This window comes from Staphylococcus sp. GDX8P80P (assembly GCF_017893095.1).
In the GTDB taxonomy this organism is placed as follows: Bacteria; Bacillota; Bacilli; order Staphylococcales; family Staphylococcaceae; genus Staphylococcus; species Staphylococcus borealis.
In genome coordinates this window covers 26,373-50,846 of sequence record NZ_JAESMI010000080.1, presented here as the reverse complement: position 1 = coordinate 50,846, position 24,474 = coordinate 26,373, and the positions used below count along the sequence as shown (strand labels likewise).

General features: G+C 33.0%; 23 protein-coding genes and 1 pseudogene. 20 read left to right on the top strand and 4 right to left on the bottom strand.

The features are described 5' to 3' along the window. Positions 1-284: 284 nt before the first annotated feature. Both KA858_RS07765 and KA858_RS07760 read left to right on the top strand, forming a co-directional pair. Positions 285-518 (top strand): AbrB/MazE/SpoVT family DNA-binding domain-containing protein, encoded by a 234-nt coding sequence (locus KA858_RS07765; RefSeq protein ID WP_107630087.1) that lies wholly within the window; start codon positions 285-287, stop codon positions 516-518. Continuing rightward, positions 512-844, top strand: coding sequence for a type II toxin-antitoxin system PemK/MazF family toxin (locus KA858_RS07760; RefSeq protein WP_210135374.1), 333 nt, complete (start codon positions 512-514; stop codon positions 842-844). Before KA858_RS07765 ends, KA858_RS07760 begins: the two co-directional genes overlap by 7 nt. An 838-nt stretch (positions 845-1,682) precedes the next feature. Here KA858_RS07760 and KA858_RS07755 read toward each other — a convergent pair. Beyond that, complete coding sequence (locus tag KA858_RS07755; RefSeq protein WP_053029740.1) at positions 1,683-1,883, bottom strand: YjzD family protein; 201 nt, start codon at positions 1,881-1,883, stop codon at positions 1,683-1,685. Positions 1,884-2,087: 204 nt separating this feature from the next. Between KA858_RS07755 and KA858_RS07750 the strand changes: the two genes are divergently transcribed. Together KA858_RS07750 and fabF are read left to right on the top strand one after the other, a co-directional pair. Further along, positions 2,088-3,029, top strand: coding sequence for a beta-ketoacyl-ACP synthase III (locus KA858_RS07750; protein WP_053029738.1), 942 nt, complete (start codon positions 2,088-2,090; stop codon positions 3,027-3,029). A gap of 13 nt (positions 3,030-3,042) precedes the next feature. After that, positions 3,043-4,287, top strand: coding sequence for a beta-ketoacyl-ACP synthase II (gene fabF, locus KA858_RS07745; protein ID WP_053029735.1), 1,245 nt, complete (start codon positions 3,043-3,045; stop codon positions 4,285-4,287). Positions 4,288-4,364: 77 nt separating this feature from the next. Here fabF and KA858_RS07740 read toward each other — a convergent pair whose 3' ends face one another. Further along, the gene (locus tag KA858_RS07740) at positions 4,365-4,742 is read right to left on the bottom strand and encodes a DUF3899 domain-containing protein (protein ID WP_210135373.1); all 378 of its coding nucleotides are present in this window, start codon (positions 4,740-4,742) and stop codon (positions 4,365-4,367) included. 246 nt (positions 4,743-4,988) lie between these two features. Between KA858_RS07740 and opp3b the strand changes: the two genes are divergently transcribed. The 10 genes and pseudogenes from opp3b (at position 4,989) to opp4C (ending at position 16,510) form a co-directional block, all read left to right on the top strand. After that, positions 4,989-5,915: an oligopeptide ABC transporter permease gene (gene opp3b / locus KA858_RS07735; RefSeq protein ID WP_053029731.1), complete on the top strand. Its 927-nt coding sequence runs from the start codon at positions 4,989-4,991 to the stop codon at positions 5,913-5,915. Continuing rightward, a complete protein-coding gene (opp3C, locus tag KA858_RS07730) occupies positions 5,915-6,982 on the top strand; it encodes an oligopeptide ABC transporter permease (protein WP_210135372.1) in 1,068 nt (355 codons plus the stop codon). The genes opp3b and opp3C overlap by 1 nt, the downstream gene beginning before the upstream one ends. A gap of 17 nt (positions 6,983-6,999) precedes the next feature. After that, entirely contained in the window at positions 7,000-8,079 is a 1,080-nt protein-coding gene (locus KA858_RS07725) for an ABC transporter ATP-binding protein (protein WP_053029729.1), read from the top strand. After that, positions 8,072-9,016 carry an ABC transporter ATP-binding protein gene (locus KA858_RS07720; RefSeq protein WP_053029727.1) on the top strand — a complete coding sequence of 315 codons (945 nt, stop codon included), beginning with the start codon at positions 8,072-8,074 and terminating at the stop codon, positions 9,014-9,016. The genes KA858_RS07725 and KA858_RS07720 overlap by 8 nt, the downstream gene beginning before the upstream one ends. A gap of 26 nt (positions 9,017-9,042) precedes the next feature. Further along, positions 9,043-10,704, top strand: coding sequence for a peptide ABC transporter substrate-binding protein (locus tag KA858_RS07715; protein ID WP_210135371.1), 1,662 nt, complete (start codon positions 9,043-9,045; stop codon positions 10,702-10,704). 195 nt (positions 10,705-10,899) lie between these two features. After that, positions 10,900-12,612 (top strand): oligopeptide ABC transporter substrate-binding protein, encoded by a 1,713-nt coding sequence (gene opp4A, locus KA858_RS07710; protein WP_210135370.1) that lies wholly within the window; start codon positions 10,900-10,902, stop codon positions 12,610-12,612. Positions 12,613-12,658: 46 nt separating this feature from the next. Continuing rightward, positions 12,659-13,630 carry an ABC transporter ATP-binding protein gene (locus tag KA858_RS07705; protein WP_070855089.1) on the top strand — a complete coding sequence of 324 codons (972 nt, stop codon included), beginning with the start codon at positions 12,659-12,661 and terminating at the stop codon, positions 13,628-13,630. Positions 13,631-13,634: 4 nt separating this feature from the next. Next, a pseudogene (locus KA858_RS07700) lies at positions 13,635-14,618 on the top strand (ABC transporter ATP-binding protein); the annotation flags it as partial. After that, a complete protein-coding gene (gene opp4B, locus KA858_RS07695; RefSeq protein ID WP_210135368.1) occupies positions 14,615-15,577 on the top strand; it encodes an oligopeptide ABC transporter permease in 963 nt (320 codons plus the stop codon). The pseudogene KA858_RS07700 and the gene opp4B, both read left to right, overlap by 4 nt. Before the next feature lie 24 nt (positions 15,578-15,601). Beyond that, the gene (gene opp4C / locus KA858_RS07690; protein WP_210135375.1) at positions 15,602-16,510 is read left to right on the top strand and encodes an oligopeptide ABC transporter permease; all 909 of its coding nucleotides are present in this window, start codon (positions 15,602-15,604) and stop codon (positions 16,508-16,510) included. Between the two features lie 55 nt (positions 16,511-16,565). On the opposite strand, the gene trpS is transcribed toward opp4C, so the two are convergent. Continuing rightward, a complete protein-coding gene (trpS, locus tag KA858_RS07685) occupies positions 16,566-17,555 on the bottom strand; it encodes a tryptophan--tRNA ligase (RefSeq protein WP_107630079.1) in 990 nt (329 codons plus the stop codon). 288 nt (positions 17,556-17,843) lie between these two features. Here trpS and spxA point away from each other — a divergent pair, with 288 nt between their 5' ends. The 6 genes from spxA (at position 17,844) to KA858_RS07655 (ending at position 23,610) form a co-directional block, all read left to right on the top strand. Beyond that, positions 17,844-18,239, top strand: coding sequence for a transcriptional regulator SpxA (gene spxA / locus KA858_RS07680; protein ID WP_011276230.1), 396 nt, complete (start codon positions 17,844-17,846; stop codon positions 18,237-18,239). Between the two features lie 327 nt (positions 18,240-18,566). Next, positions 18,567-19,286 carry an adaptor protein MecA gene (mecA, locus tag KA858_RS07675; protein ID WP_053029709.1) on the top strand — a complete coding sequence of 240 codons (720 nt, stop codon included), beginning with the start codon at positions 18,567-18,569 and terminating at the stop codon, positions 19,284-19,286. Positions 19,287-19,387: 101 nt separating this feature from the next. Beyond that, the gene (locus KA858_RS07670) at positions 19,388-20,347 is read left to right on the top strand and encodes a competence protein CoiA (RefSeq protein ID WP_210135367.1); all 960 of its coding nucleotides are present in this window, start codon (positions 19,388-19,390) and stop codon (positions 20,345-20,347) included. Between the two features lie 64 nt (positions 20,348-20,411). Then, on the top strand, positions 20,412-22,265 hold the full coding sequence (gene pepF / locus KA858_RS07665; protein WP_210135366.1) for an oligoendopeptidase F: 1,854 nt from the start codon (positions 20,412-20,414) through the stop codon (positions 22,263-22,265). Between the two features lie 304 nt (positions 22,266-22,569). After that, positions 22,570-22,947 carry a hypothetical protein gene (locus KA858_RS07660; protein WP_107630076.1) on the top strand — a complete coding sequence of 126 codons (378 nt, stop codon included), beginning with the start codon at positions 22,570-22,572 and terminating at the stop codon, positions 22,945-22,947. 15 nt (positions 22,948-22,962) lie between these two features. Beyond that, the gene (locus KA858_RS07655; protein ID WP_210135365.1) at positions 22,963-23,610 is read left to right on the top strand and encodes a hypothetical protein; all 648 of its coding nucleotides are present in this window, start codon (positions 22,963-22,965) and stop codon (positions 23,608-23,610) included. Between the two features lie 62 nt (positions 23,611-23,672). On the opposite strand, the gene yjbH is transcribed toward KA858_RS07655, so the two are convergent. Continuing rightward, positions 23,673-24,470: a protease adaptor protein YjbH gene (yjbH, locus tag KA858_RS07650; RefSeq protein ID WP_210135364.1), complete on the bottom strand. Its 798-nt coding sequence runs from the start codon at positions 24,468-24,470 to the stop codon at positions 23,673-23,675. Between the last annotated feature and the right edge of the window lie 4 nt (positions 24,471-24,474).

Here is a 24,474-nt window from a genome sequence, read left to right as displayed (position 1 = left end):
TAGATAGTGTTGGGTTCGCTTGCCCTAGGCATGGCTTAAGCCAATGGTTAGTAAGGATAAGTAATTCATCACTTTAGAAGCCTTTTTCAAAGTCTTGTAGGTTGTGATGAATTGCTTTTTGATTAGAGTCTTGTCTTTAAGCTAATGCTATTCCTAGAGGCGTCTCACCCACACTATTTGAAATAAAGATATGTAAGATAATAAAGTATATACTTAAGTAAGTACATTTTGTATAATAATATTAAGCAATAAGAAAGGGGCGATCTAAAATAAACTCCGCAAAAGTGTTTAAAAATGGTAATAGTCAAGCAATTAGTTTAAATAAACAAATTTTAAAGCAAGCTGATTTGGAGATTGGTGATGATTTAGATGTATATGTCACTAATGACGGAAAGGTTGTATTTTCTAAAAAAGAACTATCAATAAAAGAACAAATTCATAATTATTATAAAAATGGCGGTATATATAATGAAGAGGAAATAGATTATGGACAAGATGTAGGTAAAGAAAAGTGGTAAGTCAGTTTGACATAATAAAGATTGATTTGAACCCTGTAAAAGGAATTGAAAAAGGTAAGTATAGACCTTGTTTAATTATAAGTAATAATTATATTAATCAATATACTGGGATAATTTGGGTAATGCCTATTACAAGTAGAAATAAACGTTACCCTTCAGACATAGAAGTTAAAACTAAATTAGGAAATATATCTGGAATTATTGATACGGTACAAATTCGATCTTTAGATATTCAATATAGAAATTATCGAGTAGTTGACCATTTGCATGAAAATTTGAAACATAAAATCTTAGAAACAATTGAAGCCCATACAGAACCTATTTGAATAGAAAATAATAGAGTAGAAGGAGCGGAACAGAAATGAAAATAATTTCGTTGTCCGCCCCAGCAAGGATGACTAGGTATGAGAAAGCTTGATTTAAGCGCATTTTCAAATCAGTCAGCTACTGCCATAATGCTAATAAAGGCTGAGACAAAATAAAATGTCTCAGCCTTATGTATTTCTGCATAGTGTTGGGTTCGCTTGCCCTAGGCATGGCTTAAGCCAATGGTTAGAAAGGGTAAGCAATTCATCACTTTAGAAGCCTTTTTCAAAGTCTTGTAGGTTGTGATGAATTGTTTTTTAATTGTAGACTTGTCTTAAGCTAATGCTATTCCTAGAGGCGTCTCACCCACACTATTTGAGATACAATATGTAAGATAATAAAGCATATGCTTAAGTAAGTGCATTTTGTTTAATTGTAATAAGTAAAAAGTGGACAATTCAAAATGACCTCTACAAAAGCGTTTGAAAATGGTAATAGCCAAGCAATTAGTTTAAAAAAGCAAATTTTAAAGCAAGCAGATTTGGAGATTGACATAAAAAAATTGATATGAGGCCTGTAAATGGAATTGGAAAAGGTAAGGTATAGGACCTGTTTAATTATAAGTAATACATATATTAATCATTACACTGGGATAATATGGGTAATGACTATTACAAGTAGAAAGCAACGTTACTTTTCAGACATAGTGATGAAAACCAGATTAGCATTATTGATGGGGGACTGAAGGGCATCCAGAAGTAGTTTAGGTACTTTATTATCAAATTAAAAAAGCGATAAATGAAACAGTGTACTTGTTTCACTTATCGCATTTGTTTCTTTAATAAACATGCTATGTTATTAAATATGTCTGTTACCTTGGCGGGTAAAGTCATCTGGTTTAATCATTGCACCTAAAATAGCAATAACAATTGTAAAGACAACTGCTAGAATTAATGGCGTAATAAAGTTTAATGATCCACCGCCATTTAAACTATTCAATACAAAGTTAACCATTTGTAATAGGATGACTGCCCAAATAAAAGTTACGAGGTATTTCATACCGATGACCTCCATAATTTATATACTTCCATTTTAATGTAAAGTAGTCGTTTTGTATAGAGATAGCAAATAACTGATTATACTTCGTACTTTTTTATTTAGTAGAAAATCATCATCTTGAAAGGGTAACTACTTGAGTAGAGGTAAAAAAGTGTGTTAAATTAATACCTGGTATTAAAAATTGAAGTAAGAAGGTGTACGTTCATGAACGTAGGTATAAAAGGATTTGGTGCATATGCACCAGAGAGAGTCGTTGATAACGCTTATTTCGAAAGTTTTTTAGAAACTTCAGATGAATGGATTTCTAAAATGACTGGTATTAAAGAAAGACGTTGGGCAAGTGAAGAGCAAGATACATCCGATTTAGCATTTGAAGCTAGTAAAAAAGCGATTGAAGATGCAGGACTCACACCAGCTGATATAGATATGATTATTGTGGCAAGTGCTACTGGGGATATGCCGTTTCCATCAGTTGCCAATATGTTACAAGAAAAATTAGGTACGCGTAAAGTACCTACTATGGATCAATTAGCAGCTTGTTCAGGATTCATGTATTCTATGATAACGGCAAAACAATATGTTCAATCTGGCGATTATAAAAATATACTTGTAGTCGGTGCAGATAAATTATCTAAGATAACAGATTTAACAGACCGTTCAACAGCCGTTTTATTCGGTGATGGTGCTGGTGCAGTAGTTATTGGTGAGGTTTCAGAAGGCCGAGGTATCATTAGCTATGAAATGGGATCTGACGGTACCGGTGGAAAATACTTATACTTAAATAAAGATACTGGTAAACTAGTTATGAACGGACGAGAAGTCTTTAAGTTTGCTGTAAGAATTATGGGTGAAGCCTCAACGCGTGTTGTTGACAAGGCAGGACTAAAATCTGATGATATTGATATGTTTATTCCTCACCAAGCAAACATTAGAATTATGGAATCAGCACGAGAAAGACTTGGTATAGAGAGAGAAAAGATGAGTGTATCTGTTAATCGCTTTGGTAACACATCTGCTGCCTCAATACCATTAAGTATTTCACAAGAATTAGAGAATGGAAGAATTAAAGATGATGACACACTCGTGTTAGTAGGTTTTGGTGGTGGCCTAACATGGGGCGCTATGGTTATCAAATGGGGTAAATAGGAGGATTTAATGTATGACTGAGAATAAACGAGTTGTAATTACTGGTATGGGTGCATTATCACCTATTGGCAATGATGCCCAAACAAGTTGGGAAAATGCCTTAAAAGGTGTTAATGGTATCGATACAATTACTAGAGTAGATACAGAAGATTATAATGTTCACTTAGCAGGTGAACTTAAAGATTTTAATATTGAAGATCATATCGATAAGAAAGACGCACGCCGTATGGACCGTTTCACTCAATATGCGGTAGTTGCAGCACGTCAAGCAGTTGAAGATGCTAAGCTAGATATCAATGAAGAAACTGCTAATCGCATCGGTGTATGGATTGGTTCAGGTATTGGTGGTATGGAAACGTTTGAAACAGCGCATACGACGCTTCAAAAGAAAGGGCCTAGACGTGTAAGTCCATTCTTCGTACCAATGTTAATTCCTGATATGGCAACTGGTCAGGTATCGATTGATTTAGGTGCAAAAGGACCAAATGGTTCTACAGTTACAGCATGTGCAACAGGCACTAACTCTATTGGTGAAGCTTTTAAAATCATTCAACGTGGCGATGCAGATGCGATGATTACAGGTGGTACAGAAGCGCCGATTACGCATATGGCACTTGCAGGATTCAGTGCTAGCAGAGCATTATCTACGAATGATGATAAAGAAACAGCTTGTCGTCCATTCCAAGAAGGCCGAGATGGTTTCGTAATGGGTGAAGGTGCCGGAATTTTAGTGCTTGAATCATTAGAATCTGCACAAGCGCGTGGTGCTCAAATCTATGCTGAAATTGTTGGTTATGGTTCAACAGGTGATGCTTATCACATTACAGCTCCAGCACCTGAAGGCGAAGGTGGCTCACGTGCAATGCAAGCAGCACTTGATGATGCTGGTATTGAAGCAAAAGATGTTCAGTATCTAAATGCACATGGTACGAGTACGCCTGTTGGTGATATGTATGAAATTAGAGCAATCAAGAATACATTTGGAGAAGCCGCTAATCATTTAAAAGTTAGCTCAACTAAATCAATGACTGGTCACTTATTAGGTGCTACTGGTGGTTTAGAGGCTATCTTCTCAGCATTATCAATTCGTGATTCTAAAGTTGCACCAACGATTCATGCCAATACACCAGATCCTGAATGTGATCTTGATATTGTTCCAAATGAAGCGCAAGATTTAGAAATTACTTATGCAATGAGTAATAGCCTTGGCTTTGGTGGTCATAACGCAGTATTAGTATTTAAAAAATTTGAAGATTAATATCATAAAATAGCGAGGCTGGGACGACGAATTTAAAAAGAATTCTGTCCCACCCTCGCTATTTTTTTGTCTTTTTATCAATAAAAAATGGAAATGATGATTGTTAACACAAAGTATAAGCTATTGATGATTAGCGCAGGAAAAATCCATGATGATATAAAATAAACCTCTTTTTTGACTTGTGAAGGATTAAAAAACGCATCATGTTCCATTGTCTTTTTCTTTGCACGCGAAGACATTTGATAACGAATACGTCGAAAACCATAACTTGTAGCGTCGAAAATGCCTTCTTGAACTAATAAAATAATGAAAACGAGTATAAAGATTATAAGTGATAGATAAAATAATGTATTTATGTATGAAATAAAGGAATGGTTAGAAAAGATTAACCAAATTATCAATGTAATCATAGGAGTACTTAACAACCAGAGCCCCCAACTTTTTTTATGTTTCATTTGTATACCCCCTGATGAAGTTAATACTAGTTTAACGTATTCGTATAAAGAATAATATCTTAAATCTAAAACATCGGATTATAATATTAAAAACAGTAAAAAAGAACATTTATTTTACAATTCAATTTTTAAATATTGTGAAAATTATATTGCAATTGTATGAAAATTGTATATATAATATTACTAAATATTTCTGAAAATTTTGAAGGGAATGTTAATTTCGAAAATTCAAAAGGGGGCGGAGTAATGACGCGATATGTTTTAAAACGATTGGGGTACATGTTTTTGTCGCTGTTTATCATTATTACGATTACATTTTTCTTAATGAAAATGATGCCAGGTTCACCGTTTAATGATGCAAAATTAAGTGCTGAACAAAAGGCTATTCTTAATGAAAAATATGGATTAAATGATCCGGTTGCCGTTCAATATCTTCATTATTTAAAGAACGTTGTAACAGGGGACTTTGGTTATTCATTCCAGTATCATAATCAACCGGTATGGGAGTTAATTAGACCGAGATTAATTCCATCAATGGAAATGGGTATTATCGCTATGATTATAGGTATAATTTTAGGTCTAATCCTTGGTATTGCAGCTGCAACTAAGCAAAATACATGGGTAGACTATACAACTACTGTGATTTCAGTTATCGCTGTATCCGTACCATCGTTCGTTTTAGCCGTACTTCTACAATATGTTTTTGCGGTGAGATTAAGATGGTTCCCTGTTGCTGGTTGGGAAGGAATTGCTACAGCTGTATTACCTTCACTTGCGTTATCTGCAGGGGTTATGGCAACAGTAGCAAGATACATACGAGCTGAAATGATAGAAGTTTTAAGTTCGGATTACATATTATTAGCAAGAGCAAAAGGGAATTCTTCTTTGCGTGTGCTATTTGGGCATGCATTAAGAAATGCACTCATACCAATTATTACCATCATAGTACCGATGTTAGCGGGAATTCTAACAGGTACGTTAACCATTGAAAATATATTTGGTGTTCCGGGATTAGGGGACCAATTCGTAAGATCGATTACGACAAATGACTTCTCAGTTATTATGGCTACAACGATTTTATTCAGTACTTTATTTATTGTTTCAATCTTTATCGTAGATATTTTATACGGAATCATTGACCCAAGAATTCGTGTACAAGGAGGTAAAAAGTAATGGCAAATGATAAATTTGAAAAGCCATTTGATGATCATTCAAATGCGGCTATGACACATACCTCTGAAGGCATTGCAGCTTCTGATTTCGTAATGAGAGAGCTTGATTTAAATAGAGAACCAGAAATGCAAAGAGAAAGTAAAAACTTCTGGCAAGATGCCTGGACCCAATTAAAAAGAAATAAATTGGCTATTGTTGGATTAATCGGATTGGTTTTAATTGTTATTATGGCTTTTATTGGTCCTTTATTAAGTGATCATGATTATGCTGAACAAGATGTCTCAAGACGAAATTTACCTGCTAAAATTCCATTATTAGATAAGGTGCCTTTCCTTCCATTTGACGGAACAGGCGCAGATGGAACAAACGCATATAAAGATGCAGGCGTTAAAGAAAATTTCTGGTTTGGTACTGATCAATTAGGTAGAGATTTATGGACACGTACATGGACAGGTGCTCAAATTTCATTATTTATCGGTGTAGTAGCTGCAGTACTGGACATTTTTATTGGTGTTGTATATGGTGCGATATCCGGTTTCTTCGGAGGACGGGTAGATAATATCATGCAACGTATTCTAGAAATTATTGCATCTATTCCTAACTTAATTGTCGTAATTTTATTTGTACTCATATTTGAACCGTCTATATGGACAATTATCTTAGCCATGTCGATTACCGGATGGTTAGGAATGAGTAGGGTAGTTCGTGGGGAATTCTTAAAGTTAAAAAATCAAGAATTTGTGATGGCATCAAGAACATTAGGTGCATCAAAATTCAACTTAATTTTTAAACATATTTTACCAAATACATTAGGCGCAATTGTTGTAACTTCAATGTTCACAGTGCCAAGTGCCATATTCTTTGAAGCATTCTTAAGCTTCATTGGGATCGGTGTACCAGCACCACAAACATCACTTGGTTCATTAGTTAATGATGGACGTGCTATGTTATTAATTCATCCACATGAACTATTTATTCCTGCAACAGTATTAAGTTTGCTCATCTTATTCTTTTACTTATTTAGCGATGGTTTACGCGATGCATTTGACCCTAAGATGCGTAAATAAAAAAGGAGGCAAAGGTTATGTCAGAAAGAGTTTTAGAAGTAAACGACTTGCATGTTTCCTTTGACATTACGGCAGGGGAAGTGCAGGCAGTTAGAGGCGTAGATTTTTATTTGAACAAAGGGGAAACGTTAGCAATAGTAGGCGAGTCTGGTTCGGGTAAATCTGTAACGACAAAAGCAATTACTAAATTATTCCAAGGGGATGTTGGAAGAATAAAAAAGGGGAAAATTGATTTCTTGGGCGAAGATTTGGCCGTCAAATCTGAAAATGAGCTTATTAAATTACGTGGTAAAGACATTTCAATGATTTTCCAAGATCCAATGACATCGCTTAATCCGACGATGCAAATTGGTAAGCAAGTTATGGAACCACTTATCAAGCATAAAAATTATAATAAGGCGGACGCTAAAAAACGTGCGCTAGAAATATTGAATTTAGTAGGATTACCTAATGCAGAAAAACGTTTCAAAGCGTATCCACATCAATTCTCTGGTGGGCAAAGACAAAGGATTGTTATCGCAACAGCTTTGGCTTGTGAACCGAAAATATTAATCGCTGATGAACCAACGACTGCCTTAGACGTTACTATGCAAGCACAGATATTAGATTTAATGAAAGAATTGCAACAAAAAATTGATACATCAATTATATTCATAACACATGATTTAGGTGTTGTAGCAAATATTGCAGATAGGGTTGCTGTCATGTATGGCGGACAAATGGTGGAAACCGGGGATGTAGATGAAATCTTCTATGATCCAAAACATCCATATACTTGGGGATTACTTTCATCTATGCCTGATTTAACTACGAGCAATGATACAGAATTAATTGCAATTCCAGGGACACCTCCTGATTTACTACATCCACCTAAAGGGGATGCATTTGCTCGACGAAGTCAATACGCTTTAGATATTGATTTCAAACAAGAACCACCATGGTTTAAAGTATCACCAACTCATTTTGTTAAATCTTGGTTATTAGACGAAAGAGCGCCTAAAGTAGCACCACCAGAAATGGTGATGAAGAGACAACGCCAAATGCCTAATAATTACGACAAACCACGTCAAGTAGAAAGGGTGTCGTTCGATGGATAAGAATAATGAAATATTATTAGAAATTAAAAATTTAAAACAATATTTTAATGAAGGTAAACGAAATGAAGTAAGAGCCATAGAGGACATCTCTTTTGACATTTATAAAGGGGAAACACTAGGGTTAGTTGGAGAGTCAGGATGTGGTAAATCAACAACAGGAAAAGCAATTATTAAATTAAATGACATCACTAGTGGAGAAATTTTATATGAAGGTCAAGATATTCAGAAAATTTCTAAACGTAAAGATTTATTGAAATTCAATAAAAAAATTCAAATGATATTTCAAGATCCATACGCATCTCTTAATCCTAGGTTAAAGGTAATGGATATCGTTGCTGAAGGAATTGATATTCATAAATTAGCTAGTGGTAAAAAAGATCGTAAACGTCGTGTATATGATTTACTTGAAACAGTAGGTTTAAGTAAAGAGCACGCAAACAGGTATCCCCATGAATTCTCAGGTGGACAAAGACAGCGTATTGGCATTGCACGTGCGTTGGCCGTTGAACCAGAGTTTATCATTGCGGATGAACCAATTTCAGCGCTAGATGTATCGATTCAAGCGCAAGTTGTTAACTTAATGTTGAAACTACAACGAGAACGAGGTATTACTTTCTTATTTATTGCACATGACTTATCTATGGTTAAATATATTTCAGATCGTATTGCAGTGATGCATTTTGGGAAAATTGTAGAGTTGGGTTCTGCCGATGAAATATACTATCATCCATTACATGAATACACTAAATCATTGTTATCAGCCATTCCACAACCCGACCCAGATAGTGAAAGAACACGTAAACGTGTAGCATACAAAGATGATGAATCTAAAAATAGTGAGCGAAGCCTTCAAGAAATTAGACCTGGTCATTTTGTCTTTGTTACTGATGAAGAAGCGGCTCAATTAAAAGAACAGCATCTAACGCAAAGCGTTTAATACTGGGGAAGGAGGATGAAATTGTTATGAGAAAAATTAACTTTAAAGTGATTTTAGGTTTAATTGTAACTACTTTACTATTAAGTGCATGTGGTAAAGGTGGTGGATTATATGATGATAGTGGGCAAACATATCGAGTTGCCACTTCTTCAGATATAAATACACTTGATTCAACGCTAGCTACTGATACAGTTTCATTTACGATATACAATCAAGTATTCGAAGGGTTATATTCGCTTAATGGTAAAGATGAAGCTGTACCAGGTGTCGCAAAAGGACAACCTAAAAAATCAAATGGTGGAAAAACGTGGACAATTAAATTACGTAAAGATGCAAAATGGTCTAATGGGGACCCGGTAACGGCACATGATTTTGTATTTGCATGGCGTAAAGCTGTTGATCCAGAAACTGCATCAGAATATGCATACATAATGTACGATTTGAAAAATGCAGAGGATATTAATCTAAATAAAAATGGTAAGAAACCTAAAGATTTAGGAGTAAAAGCATTAGATGATTACACATTACAAGTTGAGTTAACAAAGCCAATTCCTTATTTCCAACAAATGTTAGCTTTTGGTACGTTTATGCCACAAAATGAAAAAGTAGTAAAAAAATATGGTAAATCTTATGGTACTACTGCTGATAAGACTGTTTATAATGGTCCTTTTAAAATTGATAAGTGGGCTGTAGAAGATAAAATCATGTTAACTAAAAATAATGATTATTGGGATAAAAACCATGTTAAATTGGATAGAGTCAACTATAAAATATTGAAAGATACACAAGCTGGTGCCTCATTATACGATACAGGTTCTGTTGATGTTGCAGGTATAACATCTGAACAAGTAGACAAGTATAAAGATAGTCCAGCGTTATTCAAACGTTTATTAGCATCTACATTCTTTTTGAAACTAAATCAGAAAGAACAACCAGAATTTAAAAATAAAGACATGAGATATGCGATTGCTCAAGCAATTAATAAAAAGGATTATGTTAATGAAGTGCTTGGTACAGGTGCAAAACCGTTTGATGGCTTTACTGCACGAGGAACAGCTAAAACACCAGATGGCAAAAATTATGCTGATACTGTAAATTCACCACTAAAGTACAATCCTAAAAAAGCAAAAGAACATTTAGAAAAAGCGAAGAAAGCACTAGGTAAAGATGAATTTATCTTCACATTAAATACTGAAGATACACCAGATTCTAAAATTTCTGCGGAATTTATTAAATCTCAAATTGAAAATAATTTACCAGGAGTAACGGTAAAAGTTAAGCAATTACCTTTTAAACAAAGAGTTCAAGCTGAATTGACGATGAATTACTCAATGTCATTATCAGGCTGGGGACCAGATTATCCTGATCCAATCACTTTCTTAGATACGATGACAACAGGAAACGCTCAAAACAACACTGGTTGGAGTAGTAAAGAATATGACAACTTATTAAAAAAAGCGAACGGTAGTTTATTACAAAAACCAAATGAGAGATTTGCTGCTATGCGCCAAGCTGAGGAAATTTTCTTAAATGATGCACCTGTAGCACCAATTTATCAAAAAGGTGCTGCTTCATTAAGAAATCCACAATTAAAAGGTATTGAGTATCACCAAATTGGTGGAGATTATTCATTAAAACATGCATATATGGACAAATCGATTGATAGAGAAACTGGTAAGAAAAAATAAAAATGAATAAAGAGTGTCAAAATGCAGCCTAGCTACGAATAAGATAGTTAGGTTGTATTTTTTTTGGAAAATTTAAATTAATTGAAAGTTAATAAATAAAATACTATCTGAAAATTCTAAAATTTAACTTGTTAATTTTTATTTTAGAAGTAAAATAAGAAAAACATCTTAGAATCAACAGGAGGATTGATGTGAGTGAAAGTCATTGGTAAATATTTAATACTCTTACTAGTAGCAGTATTAGTATTGAGTGCATGTGGAAAAGGAAAACAGGATGAAAATTCAAAGGATTTGTCAAAAACAGAAACATCTAATCACAAAGGTGGAGTATTAAACGTAGGTTTAAATGCTGCTCCTTCAGGAACACTGTCATCTGTGTTGAGTTCAGATGCTTCAGACTCAGCAGTCGAAGCTTATTATAATGAATCATTAATTAAACTAGATAAAAATATGAAACCTAAACCATTTATTGCTTCATGGAAAGATATTGATCCAGGTAAGAGGATTAAATTTACAATTAAAAAAGGCATTAAATGGCAAGATGGTAATGAGTTTAAAATTGATGACTGGATTTATACTTTAAATGTTTTAGCAGACAAAGATTATGAAGGTAGTTATTTCCCTATCGTTGAAAACATCGAAGGTGCTAAAGAAAAACATGAAGGCAAAGCGGACACGATTAGTGGATTGAAAAAACTAGATGATTATTCTATGGAAGTTACTTTTAAAGAGAAGAAAGTAAACTATCTTGAAGGCTTCTTTGCTGGTCCATTATTAAGTAAAAAATATTTAAGCGATGTAGCAGTTAAAGATTTAGCAAAATCAGATAAAATCAGAAAACATCCAATTGGTATTGGACCTTATAAGGTGACAAAAGTTGTTCAAGGTGAAGCAGTTCAATTAGAGAAATTTAATGATTATTGGCAAGGCAAACCAAGTTTAGACAAAATTAATTTAAAAGTTATTGATCAAACACAAATTGTGAAAGCTATGAAAAATGGCGAAATTGATATGACTGATTCTACTACAGGTAGTATTGCTCAAGAAGCTAAAAAATCTGGAGATGGAAAACTTAAAGTATTATCAGCACCAGGCACAGACTATTCTGTTATTGGTTTTGTATCTCATGATTATGATAAAGAGAAGAATAAAACTGGTGCAGAACGTCCTAAATATAAAGAAAAAGAACTTAGACAAGCAATGTTATATGCAATTGATAGAAAAAAATGGATTAAAGCATTTTATCAAGGTTATGGTAAAGAACTAAATAGCTTTGTTCCATCTATCCATTGGATTGCAGCCGATCAAAAAGACTTAAATAACTATAGTTACGATCCTGAAAAAGCTAAAAAAATGTTAGATAAATTAGGATATAAAGATAGAAATGGTGATGGTTTCAGAGAAGATCCTAACGGTAAACCTTTTGAAATTAACTTAAAACATTATTCAGGATCAAACCCTACATTTGAACCTAGAACTGCGGCTATTAAAGATTTCTGGGAAAAAGTAGGATTAAAAACGAATGTGAAAATGGTTGAGTTCGGTAAATATAACGATGATTTAGCGAGTGCTTCTAAAGATATGGAAGTATATTTCAGAACATGGACAGGCGGTTCTGACCCAGATCCTTCTGATTTATATCATACTGACAGACCACAAAACGAAATGCGTACTAATGATAAAACATCAGATAAATTGTTAGATGATGCGTTAGATTTCAATAAAGTAGGAAATAACGATAAAAAACGTAAAGAAATTTACTTAGAATGGCAAAAACATACTAATGAAGTTCTTCCAGCATTACCAATTGTTCAATTAGATACTATTACAGTAGTCAATGATAAAGTGAGAAATGTTGATATCTCAATTGGCTCAGATAAGGATTTATATCAAATAACTAAAGAATAAAAGATGAACCTCGACTTTAGTCGAGGTTTATTGATTGGAGCAAATTATGGATAACTATTTATTAGAAATAAATGAATTAGAAACATCTATTAATATAAACAACAACTGGTACCCTACAATTGATCAAATTTCTTTTAAATTAAAAAGTAATGAAACACTTGGAATTGTTGGAGAATCTGGATGTGGCAAATCAATCTTAAATAAGTCAATTGTAAAACTCTTACCAGAAAAAATATCTAAAATCACACACGGTAAAATTATATTCGACGGTAAAGCGCTACAAAATGCTAGTGAAAGTGAATACCGAAAAATTAGAGGGAAAGATATCGGTATGGTGTTTCAAGAGCCTATGACGGCACTGAATCCTGTATTTAAAATCAAAAATCAATTAATAGAACCTATTATTTTACATTTACATAAAACGAAAAAAGAAGCATATGTGTTGGCTAAAGAATTGTTACAGCAAGTAGGGATAGCTCGAGTAGAAGAAGTATTAAATAGCTATCCGCATCAATTATCCGGTGGAATGCGACAAAGAGTGATGATTGCGATTGCAATTTCTTGTAACCCAAAATTATTAATTGCTGACGAACCGACTACAGCATTAGATGTAACGATACAAGCACAAATTCTTGAATTACTAAAAAAATTACAGCAAGAAAATAACATGTCAATTATTCTGGTTACGCATGATTTAAGTGTCGTATCGGAATTTTGTGATAAAGTCATCGTCATGTACGCTGGACAAATTGTTGAATTTGGGGAATTACATCAAATTTTAAATCATCCTAAACACCCATATACTAAGAAATTACTTCGTACAATTCCAAAGTTAAATGAAAGTGTGGAGTATTTAGAAGTGATTGATGGCATGGTACCCAGTATAACTGAGTTTAATAAAAATCAATGTCGTTTTGCGAATAGATGCGAAGTCAGAATGGAATTATGTAACCAACGAGAACCAAAACTTATGAGTAGGGACGGTAGTCAAGTACGCTGTCATCTATTAGACCAATAGAGAGGAAGAAAAAATGGATAACATCTTAGAAATACAGAATTTAAAAACATATTATCCTATTAAATCAGGCCCTTTTAAACCAACGCAATACGTTAAAGCAGTAGATGATATTTCTTTTACAATTAAAAAAGGACAAACATTTGGTTTAGTAGGAGAATCAGGATGTGGTAAGTCAACGCTTGGAAAATCTATCGTTCGATTAGAAAATATAACATCGGGTGAAATTAAAATTAATGATGTTGATATTACGCAATTAAATGGAAAAAAATTACGAGAAGCGCGTAAAAATTTTCAAATGATATTTCAAGACCCTTATGCTTCGTTAAATCCAATGCAGATGGTTGGAGATATCATAGGCGAACCGTTACAAAATTACCATGTAGTTGATAAAAAGAAACTTAAAGATGAAGTAATGTATTTATTAAACTGCGTAGGGATGAGTGAGGATACGTATTACAAATATGCGCACCAATTTTCAGGGGGACAAAGACAGAGAATAGGTATAGCTAGAGCGCTAGCAATTAGACCAAAACTTATTGTAGCTGATGAACCTGTGAGTGCTTTAGATGTATCTGTTCAGTCTCAAGTATTAAATCTTATGAAAGATCTACAAAAAGAATTTAATTTAAGCTATTTATTTATAGCTCATGATTTGAGTGTAGTGAAACATATTAGTGATGTGATAGGTGTTATGTACTTAGGACATATGGTGGAAATCGCAGATAGTACTGAGTTATATAAAAATCCACAACACCCTTATACTAAGGCTTTAATTTCGTCTATACCCCAATTTAATCAGGCTAAGGGAAATAGAATTATTTTGAAGGGAGAATTACCATCTCCAAGTAATCCACCTAAAGGATGCCCATTCCACACTAGATGTCCGATTGCACAAGATAAGTGTCGCGAGCAAAGACCGAAGCTAGAAGAAATAAAATCACAACATCATGTTGCTTGCTTCTTTACTGAAAGGGTGAATGCTAAATGATAAAACTCATCTTAAAACGATTTCTTTTAATGATACCATTATTGTTTTTGATATCAATCGTGGTATTTAGCTTAGCAATAATTCAACCAGGTGATCCTTTTAGTGGACAATACAACCCTCATGTTAAGCAAGAGGCAATTGCCGCTCAGAGAGAAAAACTAGGTCTCAATGATTCTATACCAACGCAATATGTCAGATGGATTGGAAATGTAGCACATGGTCATTTAGGAGAATCTATTAAATATAAGCGACCAGTATTTGATTTAATTATCGAACGCTTGCCTAATACAATATTGCTTGGTGTTGTATCTCTAATAATTACATATATATTATCGTTTATTCTAGGAATTGTTTCAGGAAGATATGCATATTCAATAGGAGACTATACTATTCAAGTTTTTAACTACGTTATGTTGGCTATTCCTTCATTTATTGCCGGTGTATTTGCAATTTATCTATTTGCATTTCAATTCCCAATATTTCCTTTTCAAGGGTCAGTCGATATTAATCTTCAAGAAGGAAGTTTTGCATACTATTTGAGTAAGCTCTATCATACGATTTTACCTGCTTTAACGTTGGGATTATTATCAACTGCCGGTTATATTCAGTATTTAAGAAACGATATTATTGATAATGCTAATAAAGACTATGTTTTAACTGCTAAAGCAAAAGGTTTATCAATGAATAAAATTTATAATAAACATATTTTACGTAACTCATTAATTCCAATTATTACGTTTTTAGGAGCTGATATTGTAAGTATCTTAGGCGGTGCGGTTATTACTGAAACAATTTTTTCTTTTAATGGTATTGGTAAATTATTTTTAGAATCAGTAACTGGGCAAGATTATCCATTAATGATGGCGTTAACGTTATTCTTTTCATTTTTGGGGTTATTTGGAAATCTTATATCTGATATAACTTATAATTTTGTCGATCCTAGAATTCGTAGTAATTAAAATGAGAAGAGGTAAAGGTAAATGATGACCAAACGACGTAATCACTTAAAAACTGTAAAAAAAGCATCTTCACCTACAAAGATTGCCTTACACAAATTTGCCAAGAATAAAATTGCTATGGCATCATTAGTATTTTTAATTTTAGTAGCCATTATATCAATTATTGCACCATTATTAGCACCGTTGCCTATTAATCAGCAGGATTTATTAAATATCAAAGGTGACATGACTTCTCAAAATATATTAGGAACCGACTCCGGAGGTAGAGATAATTTCAGTAGATTATTATTTGCAGGAAGAATGTCGTTGACAATTGGATTAGTTTCTACGATTGGTATGCTGATAATTGGGATAGCAATAGGCGTCATATCAGGTTATTTTGGAGGCATACTTGATACCCTATTAATGCGTGTCACTGAATTTGTAATGCTTTTTCCGTTTTTAATTTTCGCAATCGTTTTAAATGCTGCGCTTGGTGATAAAATTAAAAATCCATACGGCTCAGCGATTATTTTAGTAGCAGTTATTATCGTTCTTAGTTGGGGAGGCATTGCTAGGTTAGTACGTGGGAAAGTCATGCAAGAGAAAGAAAATGAATATTTCTTAGCAGCGAAATCGATTGGTACGCCCACACATAAAATTATTTTAAAGCATTTATTACCTAATATTTTAAGTGTAGTTATTGTACAAGCTACTTTAACATTTGCAGGAATGATTGTAGTAGAATCTGGTTTGAGTTTTTTAGGATTTGGGATTAGTAAATCCATTCCTTCATGGGGGAACATGTTAAGTGATGCACAAGAAGGCGACATTATTAGTTCTAAGCCCTGGATATGGATGCCCCCTGCACTAATGATTATGTTTACAATACTAAGCATTAACTTTATTGGTGAGGGACTTAAAGATGCATTTAACCCTAAAGGGAGAAAATAACTGAAAATAGGTAATAAAAAAGTGAGATGAGTTTAGTCATCTCACTTTTTTATTATTATCGTTTACGTCCTAGTCCCATAGCGCGTTCCATTTTTTTCAATGTTTTGAATGAGGCTTTTTGAGCTTTATCGCGACCATGATCTAGTATTTCATCTAATTTGTCTGAATGATAAAATTCATCATATTTCTTTTGGAAATCAATTAAGAAATCTTTGACGATTTCTGATAAGTCGGTTTTGAATTTTCCGTATCCTTCATTTTTATATTTAGCTTCCAAATCTTTAATAGATTCATTTGTTAGGCTAGAGTAGATTGTTAATAAATTTGATATACCTGGTTTGTTATCTCGATCAAATTTAATAATGCCATCTGAATCTGTTACAGCACTTTTAATCTTCTTAGCAGCCACGTTAGGTTCATCTAGTAATGAAATAAAGTTTTTTTGATTGTCATCACTTTTACTCATTTTCTTAGTTGGGTCTTGTAAACTCATTACACGGCCACCTACTTTAGGCATGCGAATTTCTGGCTTAACTAAAACGTCATTATAACGACTATTAAAGCGTTCAACTAAATTTCGAGTTAATTCCATATGTTGTTTTTGGTCTTCACCAACTGGAACAATGTTAGTATTGTAAATAACAATATCTGCAGCCATTAACGGTGGGTAAGTTAGTAACCCAGCTGGAATACCATCAGTTCGCTTTTGAGCTTTATCTTTATATTGAGTCATACGTTCAAGTTCACCCACACTTGAGATTGTTGTGAGCATCCAACCAGCTTGTACATGTGCTGGTACTTCAGATTGTATAAATAAGGTAGCTTTTTCCGGGTTGATTCCTGATGCTAAATAAATAGCTGCAAGTTGACGTATTTGTTTACGCAATTTGATTTTATCTTGCGGCACTGTGATAGCATGTTGGTCAACAATGCAAAAATAACAATCGTAATCATTTTGTACATCAGCAAATTGTTTCAATGCGCCAATATAATTACCAATTGTGGGTATGCCACTAGGTTGAATTCCTGAAAATAATGTCTCCATATTAGATGCCTACTTTCTTAGTTTTAATTCATATTATTTAAATTATAACAGTATTTCTTTAAAATGTAAGTTATGTTAGTATGTAGTTATACGTTAATTCTAAGCCTTTAAAATTAGGTTTTTAGAAAATTTGAGATTTCTCAGAAAAATTAGGATTTTCTCATTTAATTTTAATGTTAGATAGTTATACTTACATTGTAAGGTTAAGAGGACTAAATAAACGATTATTTCTTAATCAATAAATTTAAAAATAATGAATAATATTCATTCAATAGGAGAGTGAGATGTATGGTAACATTATTTACTTCACCAAGTTGCACATCTTGCCGTAAAGCGAAAGCATGGTTACAAGAACATGACATTCCATATACGGAGCGTAACATTTTTTCTGAACATTTAACAATTGATGAAATCAAACAAATTTTAAAAATGACTGAAGACGGAACTGACGAAATTATTTCTACTCGTTCTAAAACATACCAAAAATTAAACGTTGATATTGATTCTTTACCATTACAAGATCTTTATGCAATCATCCAAGATAATCCTGGACTTTTACGTCGTCCAATTATTTTAGATGAAAAACGTTTACAAGTTGGTTATAACGAAGATGAAATTAGACGTTTCTTACCTAGAAAGGTTCGTACTTTCCAATTACAAGAAGCGCAACGTCTTGTAGATTAATTCTAAAATTTAATTGAAGATTATAATATTATGAAGAAGCTAGGACATAAATAATATAATGAAGCTATTTTGCAAATTCGCAGTAGCTGACTGAACTGAGAAGGCGCTTAAATCAAGATTTTCTCAGTTCTAGACATCCTTGCGGGGGTGGGACGACGAATTTAAAAGAATTCTGTTCCACTCCCTTTTTGTAACTCTAAAAGGGAATATGTTAATATATATAACGATTATAAAATAGTTAAATTTAATCAAACAAATAAATTGTAATTTCCACCACGTTCTAATACAATATGGTTACTATTCATCGACTGTAAGGAGTGAGATGATATGAGAATAGAACGCGTTGATGACACAACAGTCAAATTATTTATAACTTATAGTGATATTGAAGCTAGAGGATTTAGTCGTGAAGATTTATGGACGAACCGTAAAAGAGGCGAAGAATTCTTCTGGTCAATGATGGATGAAATCAATGAAGAAGAGGACTTCGTAGTTGAAGGTCCACTTTGGATACAAGTACATGCCTTCGAAAAAGGTGTGGAAGTTACGATTTCAAAATCTAAAAATGAAGACGCTATGCATATGTCAGATGAAGATGCGAATGAACAATTTGAAGAACAGGTTAATGAATTACTTGCAAATACATTGGAAAATGAAGACAGTATTGAAAACTTATTCGAACAAAGAGCACAACAAAAACAAGCGCATAAATCTGAACAAAAGCAAACGAAACAACGATCTAATATTAGAACAGTTATTGTTAAATTCGATGATTTAGAACAAGTGATAAGTTATGCTTATCATCATAATTTATCAACTGATGAATTTGAAGATTTATTATATATGAATGATAATAAATATTATTATGCTGTTCACTTTGATGAAACAGTGAGTCAAGAGACTATTAATGATAGTTATAGTCAAATGCTAGAATTTGCATATCCAACTGATAAAACTGAAGTGTATTTAAACGATTATGCTAAGATTATTATGAGTCATAACGTTACTGCACAAGTCCGTCGTTATTTCCCAGATACGGTTGAATAATGAAAGGTTTATACCGAGGCAATGAATATTGCTTCGGTTTTTTGTGTTGAGAAGTAAAATCACCATCTCAAACGTTTAATCTTATGAGGTGAGTGAAATTTATGTTAATGGCTATAAATCAACAAGGCGAGCAAGTATATGCGCATCGTGCAAAGCAACAAGAAAGTTATTTTTGTCCGCATTGTAGATCACAACTATTACTAAAACGTGGCACAAAGAAAATGCCGCATTTCGCGCATAAAGTGGATAGCGTAAGCTATTGTGCGAAGCAAGAATCGGAACAACATTACTTTGTAAAGAGCTTCATTGCGAAGATGTTATCACAACAGCATTATCACGTTCAAATTGAGCCTTATTGCCCGACGATACAACAATTCCCAGATATACTAGTCAACTTAAAATTTGTCATTGAAATTCAATTTTCTAGAATAAGTATAGAAGAAATCTTAGAACGAACAAAGGGGTTTAAACAACTGAATATGGAAGTCATTTGGTTGATTAAAGATTGTCGATATCATAGAGGAAGGCTATATCTCAATTCATTTCAAGCACATTTTATACATCCAATTAACAGGTGTTTATATGTATGGAATCATGAGAACAAGCGCATTGTTTTATATAGTCAAATTCAGCATATTGGTGGCAAACAATTTATTGCAAAACAAACAGTAATTGAAATCAATGAATTAGTGAATCAGATTAATATAATGTCTCCACCATATCAACACATTTTCAAGCTAAAGAAATCTGAAATACACCATTACTTGAATCAATGTAGAAGGCAAAATTCTGTCCTTGAACCTTCTTTAAGTGCAATGTATCAATTAAGGTTGTCAGATGAAGCTGTTTATCGTAACTTCGGATACATATTCCCTTATCAACTTTACATTGAAAATCATCCAGTTCAGTGGCAATTGCAATTGGAATTATTGAATCAACAAGAACGTGATGTGCATCAGTGTTTAAAAGACTTTCTTAAATTTAGACAGATGTACCTTAACACTATTTCTATGGATCATGTTGTCTCAGAACTCATTAATCATTACAGAAAATATAGTTAAAACGTGCAATTCAAAGGGAATAATGAGAAAATTATACCATTAGTTATTATAGGAGGTTTACTATATGAGTCAACAATTAACAAGAGAAGAGCAAGAACGTAAATATCCAAATGATACGTGGGATTTAACAACAATTTTTGAGAGTGATGAAGCTTTCGAAGCCGCATTAAAAGAGGTTGAAGGTTATCTAGGTAAAGAAGAACAATTTAAAGGACACTTAGGTGATAGCTCGGAAACGTTATACAATGCGTTATCATTAGAAGATGAAATTAGTACTAAACTTGAAAAAGTATATGTTTATGCACATTTAAAACAAGACCAAGACACATCAAATGATAAATATACTGGTTTTGAATCACGTGCGCATCAACTTATCATTAAAATAAGTTCAGCATGGAGTTTCTTAGTACCTGAAATACTTCAAATTGATGAAGATAAATTACAATCTTTTATTAATGAGAATAATGATTTAAAACGTTACGAATTTGACTTGAAATTGATTAACGAAAAACGACCACACATTTTAGATGCAGAACAAGAAAGATTATTAACTGAAGCACAAGATGCATTGTCTACACCAAGTAATGTATATGGTATGTTCAGTAATGCTGATCTAGAATTTGAAGATGCGGTCGATAAAAATGGTGAGAAACATCCATTAACGCAAGGCACTTTTATTAAATATTTAGAATCAGATGATCGAGTATTACGTCAATCTGCATATAATAATTTATATAAAGCATATGGTGCTTATAATAATACTTTAGGATCAACTTTAGCAGGTGAAGTTAAGAAGAATGTGTTTAATGCTCGAACACATAACTATAAAACAGCTCGTGAGCGTGCGTTAAGTAATAATCATATACCAGAAGAAGTTTATGATAATTTAGTAAAAACTGTGCATAAATATTTACCATTATTACACAGATATACGAAATTAAGAAAAGAATTATTAGACGTTGATGAGCTGAAAATGTACGATTTATATACGCCAATGGTTAAAGACGTTAAATTTGAAATGCCTTATGAAGAAGCGAAAGAATGGATGCTTAAAGCGTTAGAGCCAATGGGTGAAACGTATCTTGATGTTGTTAAAGAAGGTTTAAATAATCGTTGGGTAGACGTATATGAGAATAAAGGTAAACGTTCAGGTGGTTACTCATCTGGTGCGCACTTAACTAATCCGTTTATTCTATTAAACTGGTCAGATACTGTCTCTGACTTATATACATTAATTCATGAGTTTGGTCATTCAGCACATAGTTATTTCAGTCGTAAATATCAACCATCAAATTCTAGTGACTATTCAATCTTTGTTGCTGAAGTTGCATCAACTTGTAATGAAGCGTTATTAAGTGATTATATGGATAAACATTTAGATGATGAACGTCGTTTATTATTGTTAAATCAAGAACTTGAAAGATTTAGAGCGACTTTATTCCGTCAAACAATGTTTGCAGAATTTGAACATAAAATTCATCAAATTGAAGAAGCGGGCGAACCATTGACGGCAACACTTATGAATGAGGAATATGCTAAATTGAATCAACAATATTTTGGTGATGTTGTTGAAACAGATGACAATATTAGCAAAGAATGGTCACGTATTCCTCACTTCTATATGAACTATTATGTATATCAATATGCAACAGGTTATAGTGCCGCACAAAGTTTAAGTCATCAAATTCTTACTGAGGGTAAACCAGCTGTAGATAGATATATTAATGAATTCTTGAAAAAAGGAAGTTCTAATTACCCAATTGAAATTCTGAAAAATGCAGGTGTGGATATGACATCTCCAGAACCTATTGAGCAAGCTTGTGAAGTTTTTGAGCAAAAATTAGATGCGTTTGAAAAGTTAATGAAAGCTCAAAATAACTGTATACGTTTACAATATGGCAAGTTTGTGACAATTTAAAAATAAAGGGACTTTATTATTGAAACACCTATTTTAGCGTGTTATATTATGAACATGAAATTAATCACATAACAAACATACCCCTTTGTTTGAAGTGAAAAATTTCTCCCATCCCCTTTGTTTAGCGTCGTGTAATCAGACACGGCGTTTTTTTATACTTTTTAATAACCATCTCAGTTTATTATCTCTTATTTTATAAATAGTTTTATTCCCTTTTCTATTACATGATGATTTTTAATATTAATTTGTTAAAATTAAGTTGTGATTTAATTTTATATTTAATCAATTTGAAAGGGGAGTATCAATGAAAAAATTTACTTTGTTATTGTCTATGATTTGCTTAACAATCGTTTTAACTGCTTGTGACGATGGGGAACAAAAGGAACCATCAAATGACAGTAAGAAATCAGAAAAATTTGAGTATGTATATTACGAAGTCTTAAATGATGGTGATGAAGATTCGCCTAATGTTGAAATTAAATATAATGATAAAGAAAAGCACTCACATATTGAACGCACAAGTTTAGATCATGTTTATGAACATATATTAAGCGATGGTAATGAAAAACCTTACATCATTAAAGATGGTAAAAATATACATGTCTATCGACCACCGTATATGACTTATGGCGATGATGATGTAGAAGGAAAAGTAATTTCAAAAGATCAAGTAACTAAATAGGAGGGCGACGACTTAGTGAACAAAATATTAAAGTTGATAAGTTGCATTTGTATTGTGAGCTTACTTTATATGTTTGAAATGACGCATCATCAGCTACATGCTACAACTTCAAATGGTGGCACACCAAGTAGTTCATCGTCTTCAAGTTCAAGCAGTGCATCTTCAAGTAGTGCAGCAACTAGAACGACATCGTCTTCAAGTTCATCTATGAATCGCTCTAGTGCAGTTAACGCTTCTCGTGCATCAAGACTATCCAGCCAACGTGCTGCAGCGCAAGCGTCTAAAACGAGTAATATAGCTCATAATACTAAAGCTAAAAACACATATCATTCAAGTCGCTACAATCATCAAACACGTGCACTTTTAAATCCTAATTACAAATATAGTCCATATGCTTCAGTACCATCACAATTTATGGCAACAAACTTCTATAACAATTGGCTATTTTATTATATTATTGCTAATTCATCTCAAGAACATAAACATAGCGTTAACTATCAAATGAATATGTTAAAACATCAAATGAAAGCTAAAGAGACATTATATACAGTGACTATTAAGACAAAGCAGGGAGATAGAGTTGTTGTGTTGCCAAAGCATCAATTTGATAAGCTTCAAAAAGGAAGTAATGTGAAAATAAAAAATGGGGTTGTACAACCTTAAGTAAGTTAAACAATCAAAAAACAACCAATCAAAGCGACGCTGCAATGATTGGTTGTTTTTAATTAAATTCTAGGCATTTTTGATTGCCAAAAATCGCCTTCAGGATATTGAAGTTTTTCAACTTTTTGTTGTAATGCCAATTTTTTTAGTTCTTTGGTCAATAACTTTTCGGGCCACTCGTAAATGGTTAATAATTCTTCCATAGTGACAAGTTGTTTCTTTTGAATATATTCCTCAATTTTTGGTGGAAGATTTTTCTCAATTGGGGTACCCATTAATTCGTTAATGATGTAAGTATATATATGATATGGATATAATCCTTCGACTTTGAGTCCTTCCTCATGAACATTTTCACTAAAGAATACAAGTGAAGGTGCCTGTTCTATTTCCATTTCTCGAGCAATGTGTAAATCTATTTTTAAACTTTCAGTTAGTTTGCGCTTTTGTAGATCTTCTTTAAATTCATTGTAATCTAAACCTGCGTTGATGATACAGTCACAAATCATCTCTTCCGTAATAATATCCTTCTTAGGGATGATTTCATTTTGCATTAAATGTATAAAACGCTCTGCTCTTAAACGCCCTTGTAATTCAGCGGCTTTATAAGCTAAGGCGATATTATCAAAATCAGAGGTACTTTGAGCTTGGCACTTAGTAAGTACTTTCAATGAAGGGTTTAGAATATGTCTGATACGGATATATTGATTATATTCAATTCTTAATTTAGAAATAATCGCTGATAATTTAAAGCAATCTGCATTAAACGGATCGAAAAATGAATAAATTTCAATTTTATTTACAGGTGACAGATTAGCATCTTCACGACTTTTATTGTCTACGATTTTTAGTTCTTCAGCCATGTTT

Bases quoted from the DNA above. Each gene is read 5' to 3' on its own strand.
- KA858_RS07755 (WP_053029740.1), bottom strand. From the start codon at position 1,883: ATGAAATACCTCGTAACTTTTATTTGGGCAGTCATCCTATTACAAATG.
- KA858_RS07750 (WP_053029738.1), top strand. From the start codon at position 2,088: ATGAACGTAGGTATAAAAGGATTTGGTGCATATGCACCAGAGAGAGTC.
- fabF (WP_053029735.1), top strand. From the start codon at position 3,043: ATGACTGAGAATAAACGAGTTGTAATTACTGGTATGGGTGCATTATCA.
- KA858_RS07740 (WP_210135373.1), bottom strand. From the start codon at position 4,742: ATGAAACATAAAAAAAGTTGGGGGCTCTGGTTGTTAAGTACTCCTATG.
- opp3b (WP_053029731.1), top strand. From the start codon at position 4,989: ATGACGCGATATGTTTTAAAACGATTGGGGTACATGTTTTTGTCGCTG.
- opp3C (WP_210135372.1), top strand. From the start codon at position 5,915: ATGGCAAATGATAAATTTGAAAAGCCATTTGATGATCATTCAAATGCG.
- KA858_RS07725 (WP_053029729.1), top strand. From the start codon at position 7,000: ATGTCAGAAAGAGTTTTAGAAGTAAACGACTTGCATGTTTCCTTTGAC.
- KA858_RS07720 (WP_053029727.1), top strand. From the start codon at position 8,072: ATGGATAAGAATAATGAAATATTATTAGAAATTAAAAATTTAAAACAA.
- KA858_RS07715 (WP_210135371.1), top strand. From the start codon at position 9,043: ATGAGAAAAATTAACTTTAAAGTGATTTTAGGTTTAATTGTAACTACT.
- KA858_RS07705 (WP_070855089.1), top strand. From the start codon at position 12,659: ATGGATAACTATTTATTAGAAATAAATGAATTAGAAACATCTATTAAT.
- opp4B (WP_210135368.1), top strand. From the start codon at position 14,615: ATGATAAAACTCATCTTAAAACGATTTCTTTTAATGATACCATTATTG.
- opp4C (WP_210135375.1), top strand. From the start codon at position 15,602: ATGACCAAACGACGTAATCACTTAAAAACTGTAAAAAAAGCATCTTCA.
- trpS (WP_107630079.1), bottom strand. From the start codon at position 17,555: ATGGAGACATTATTTTCAGGAATTCAACCTAGTGGCATACCCACAATT.
- spxA (WP_011276230.1), top strand. From the start codon at position 17,844: ATGGTAACATTATTTACTTCACCAAGTTGCACATCTTGCCGTAAAGCG.
- mecA (WP_053029709.1), top strand. From the start codon at position 18,567: ATGAGAATAGAACGCGTTGATGACACAACAGTCAAATTATTTATAACT.
- KA858_RS07670 (WP_210135367.1), top strand. From the start codon at position 19,388: ATGTTAATGGCTATAAATCAACAAGGCGAGCAAGTATATGCGCATCGT.
- pepF (WP_210135366.1), top strand. From the start codon at position 20,412: ATGAGTCAACAATTAACAAGAGAAGAGCAAGAACGTAAATATCCAAAT.
- KA858_RS07660 (WP_107630076.1), top strand. From the start codon at position 22,570: ATGAAAAAATTTACTTTGTTATTGTCTATGATTTGCTTAACAATCGTT.
- yjbH (WP_210135364.1), bottom strand. From the start codon at position 24,470: ATGGCTGAAGAACTAAAAATCGTAGACAATAAAAGTCGTGAAGATGCT.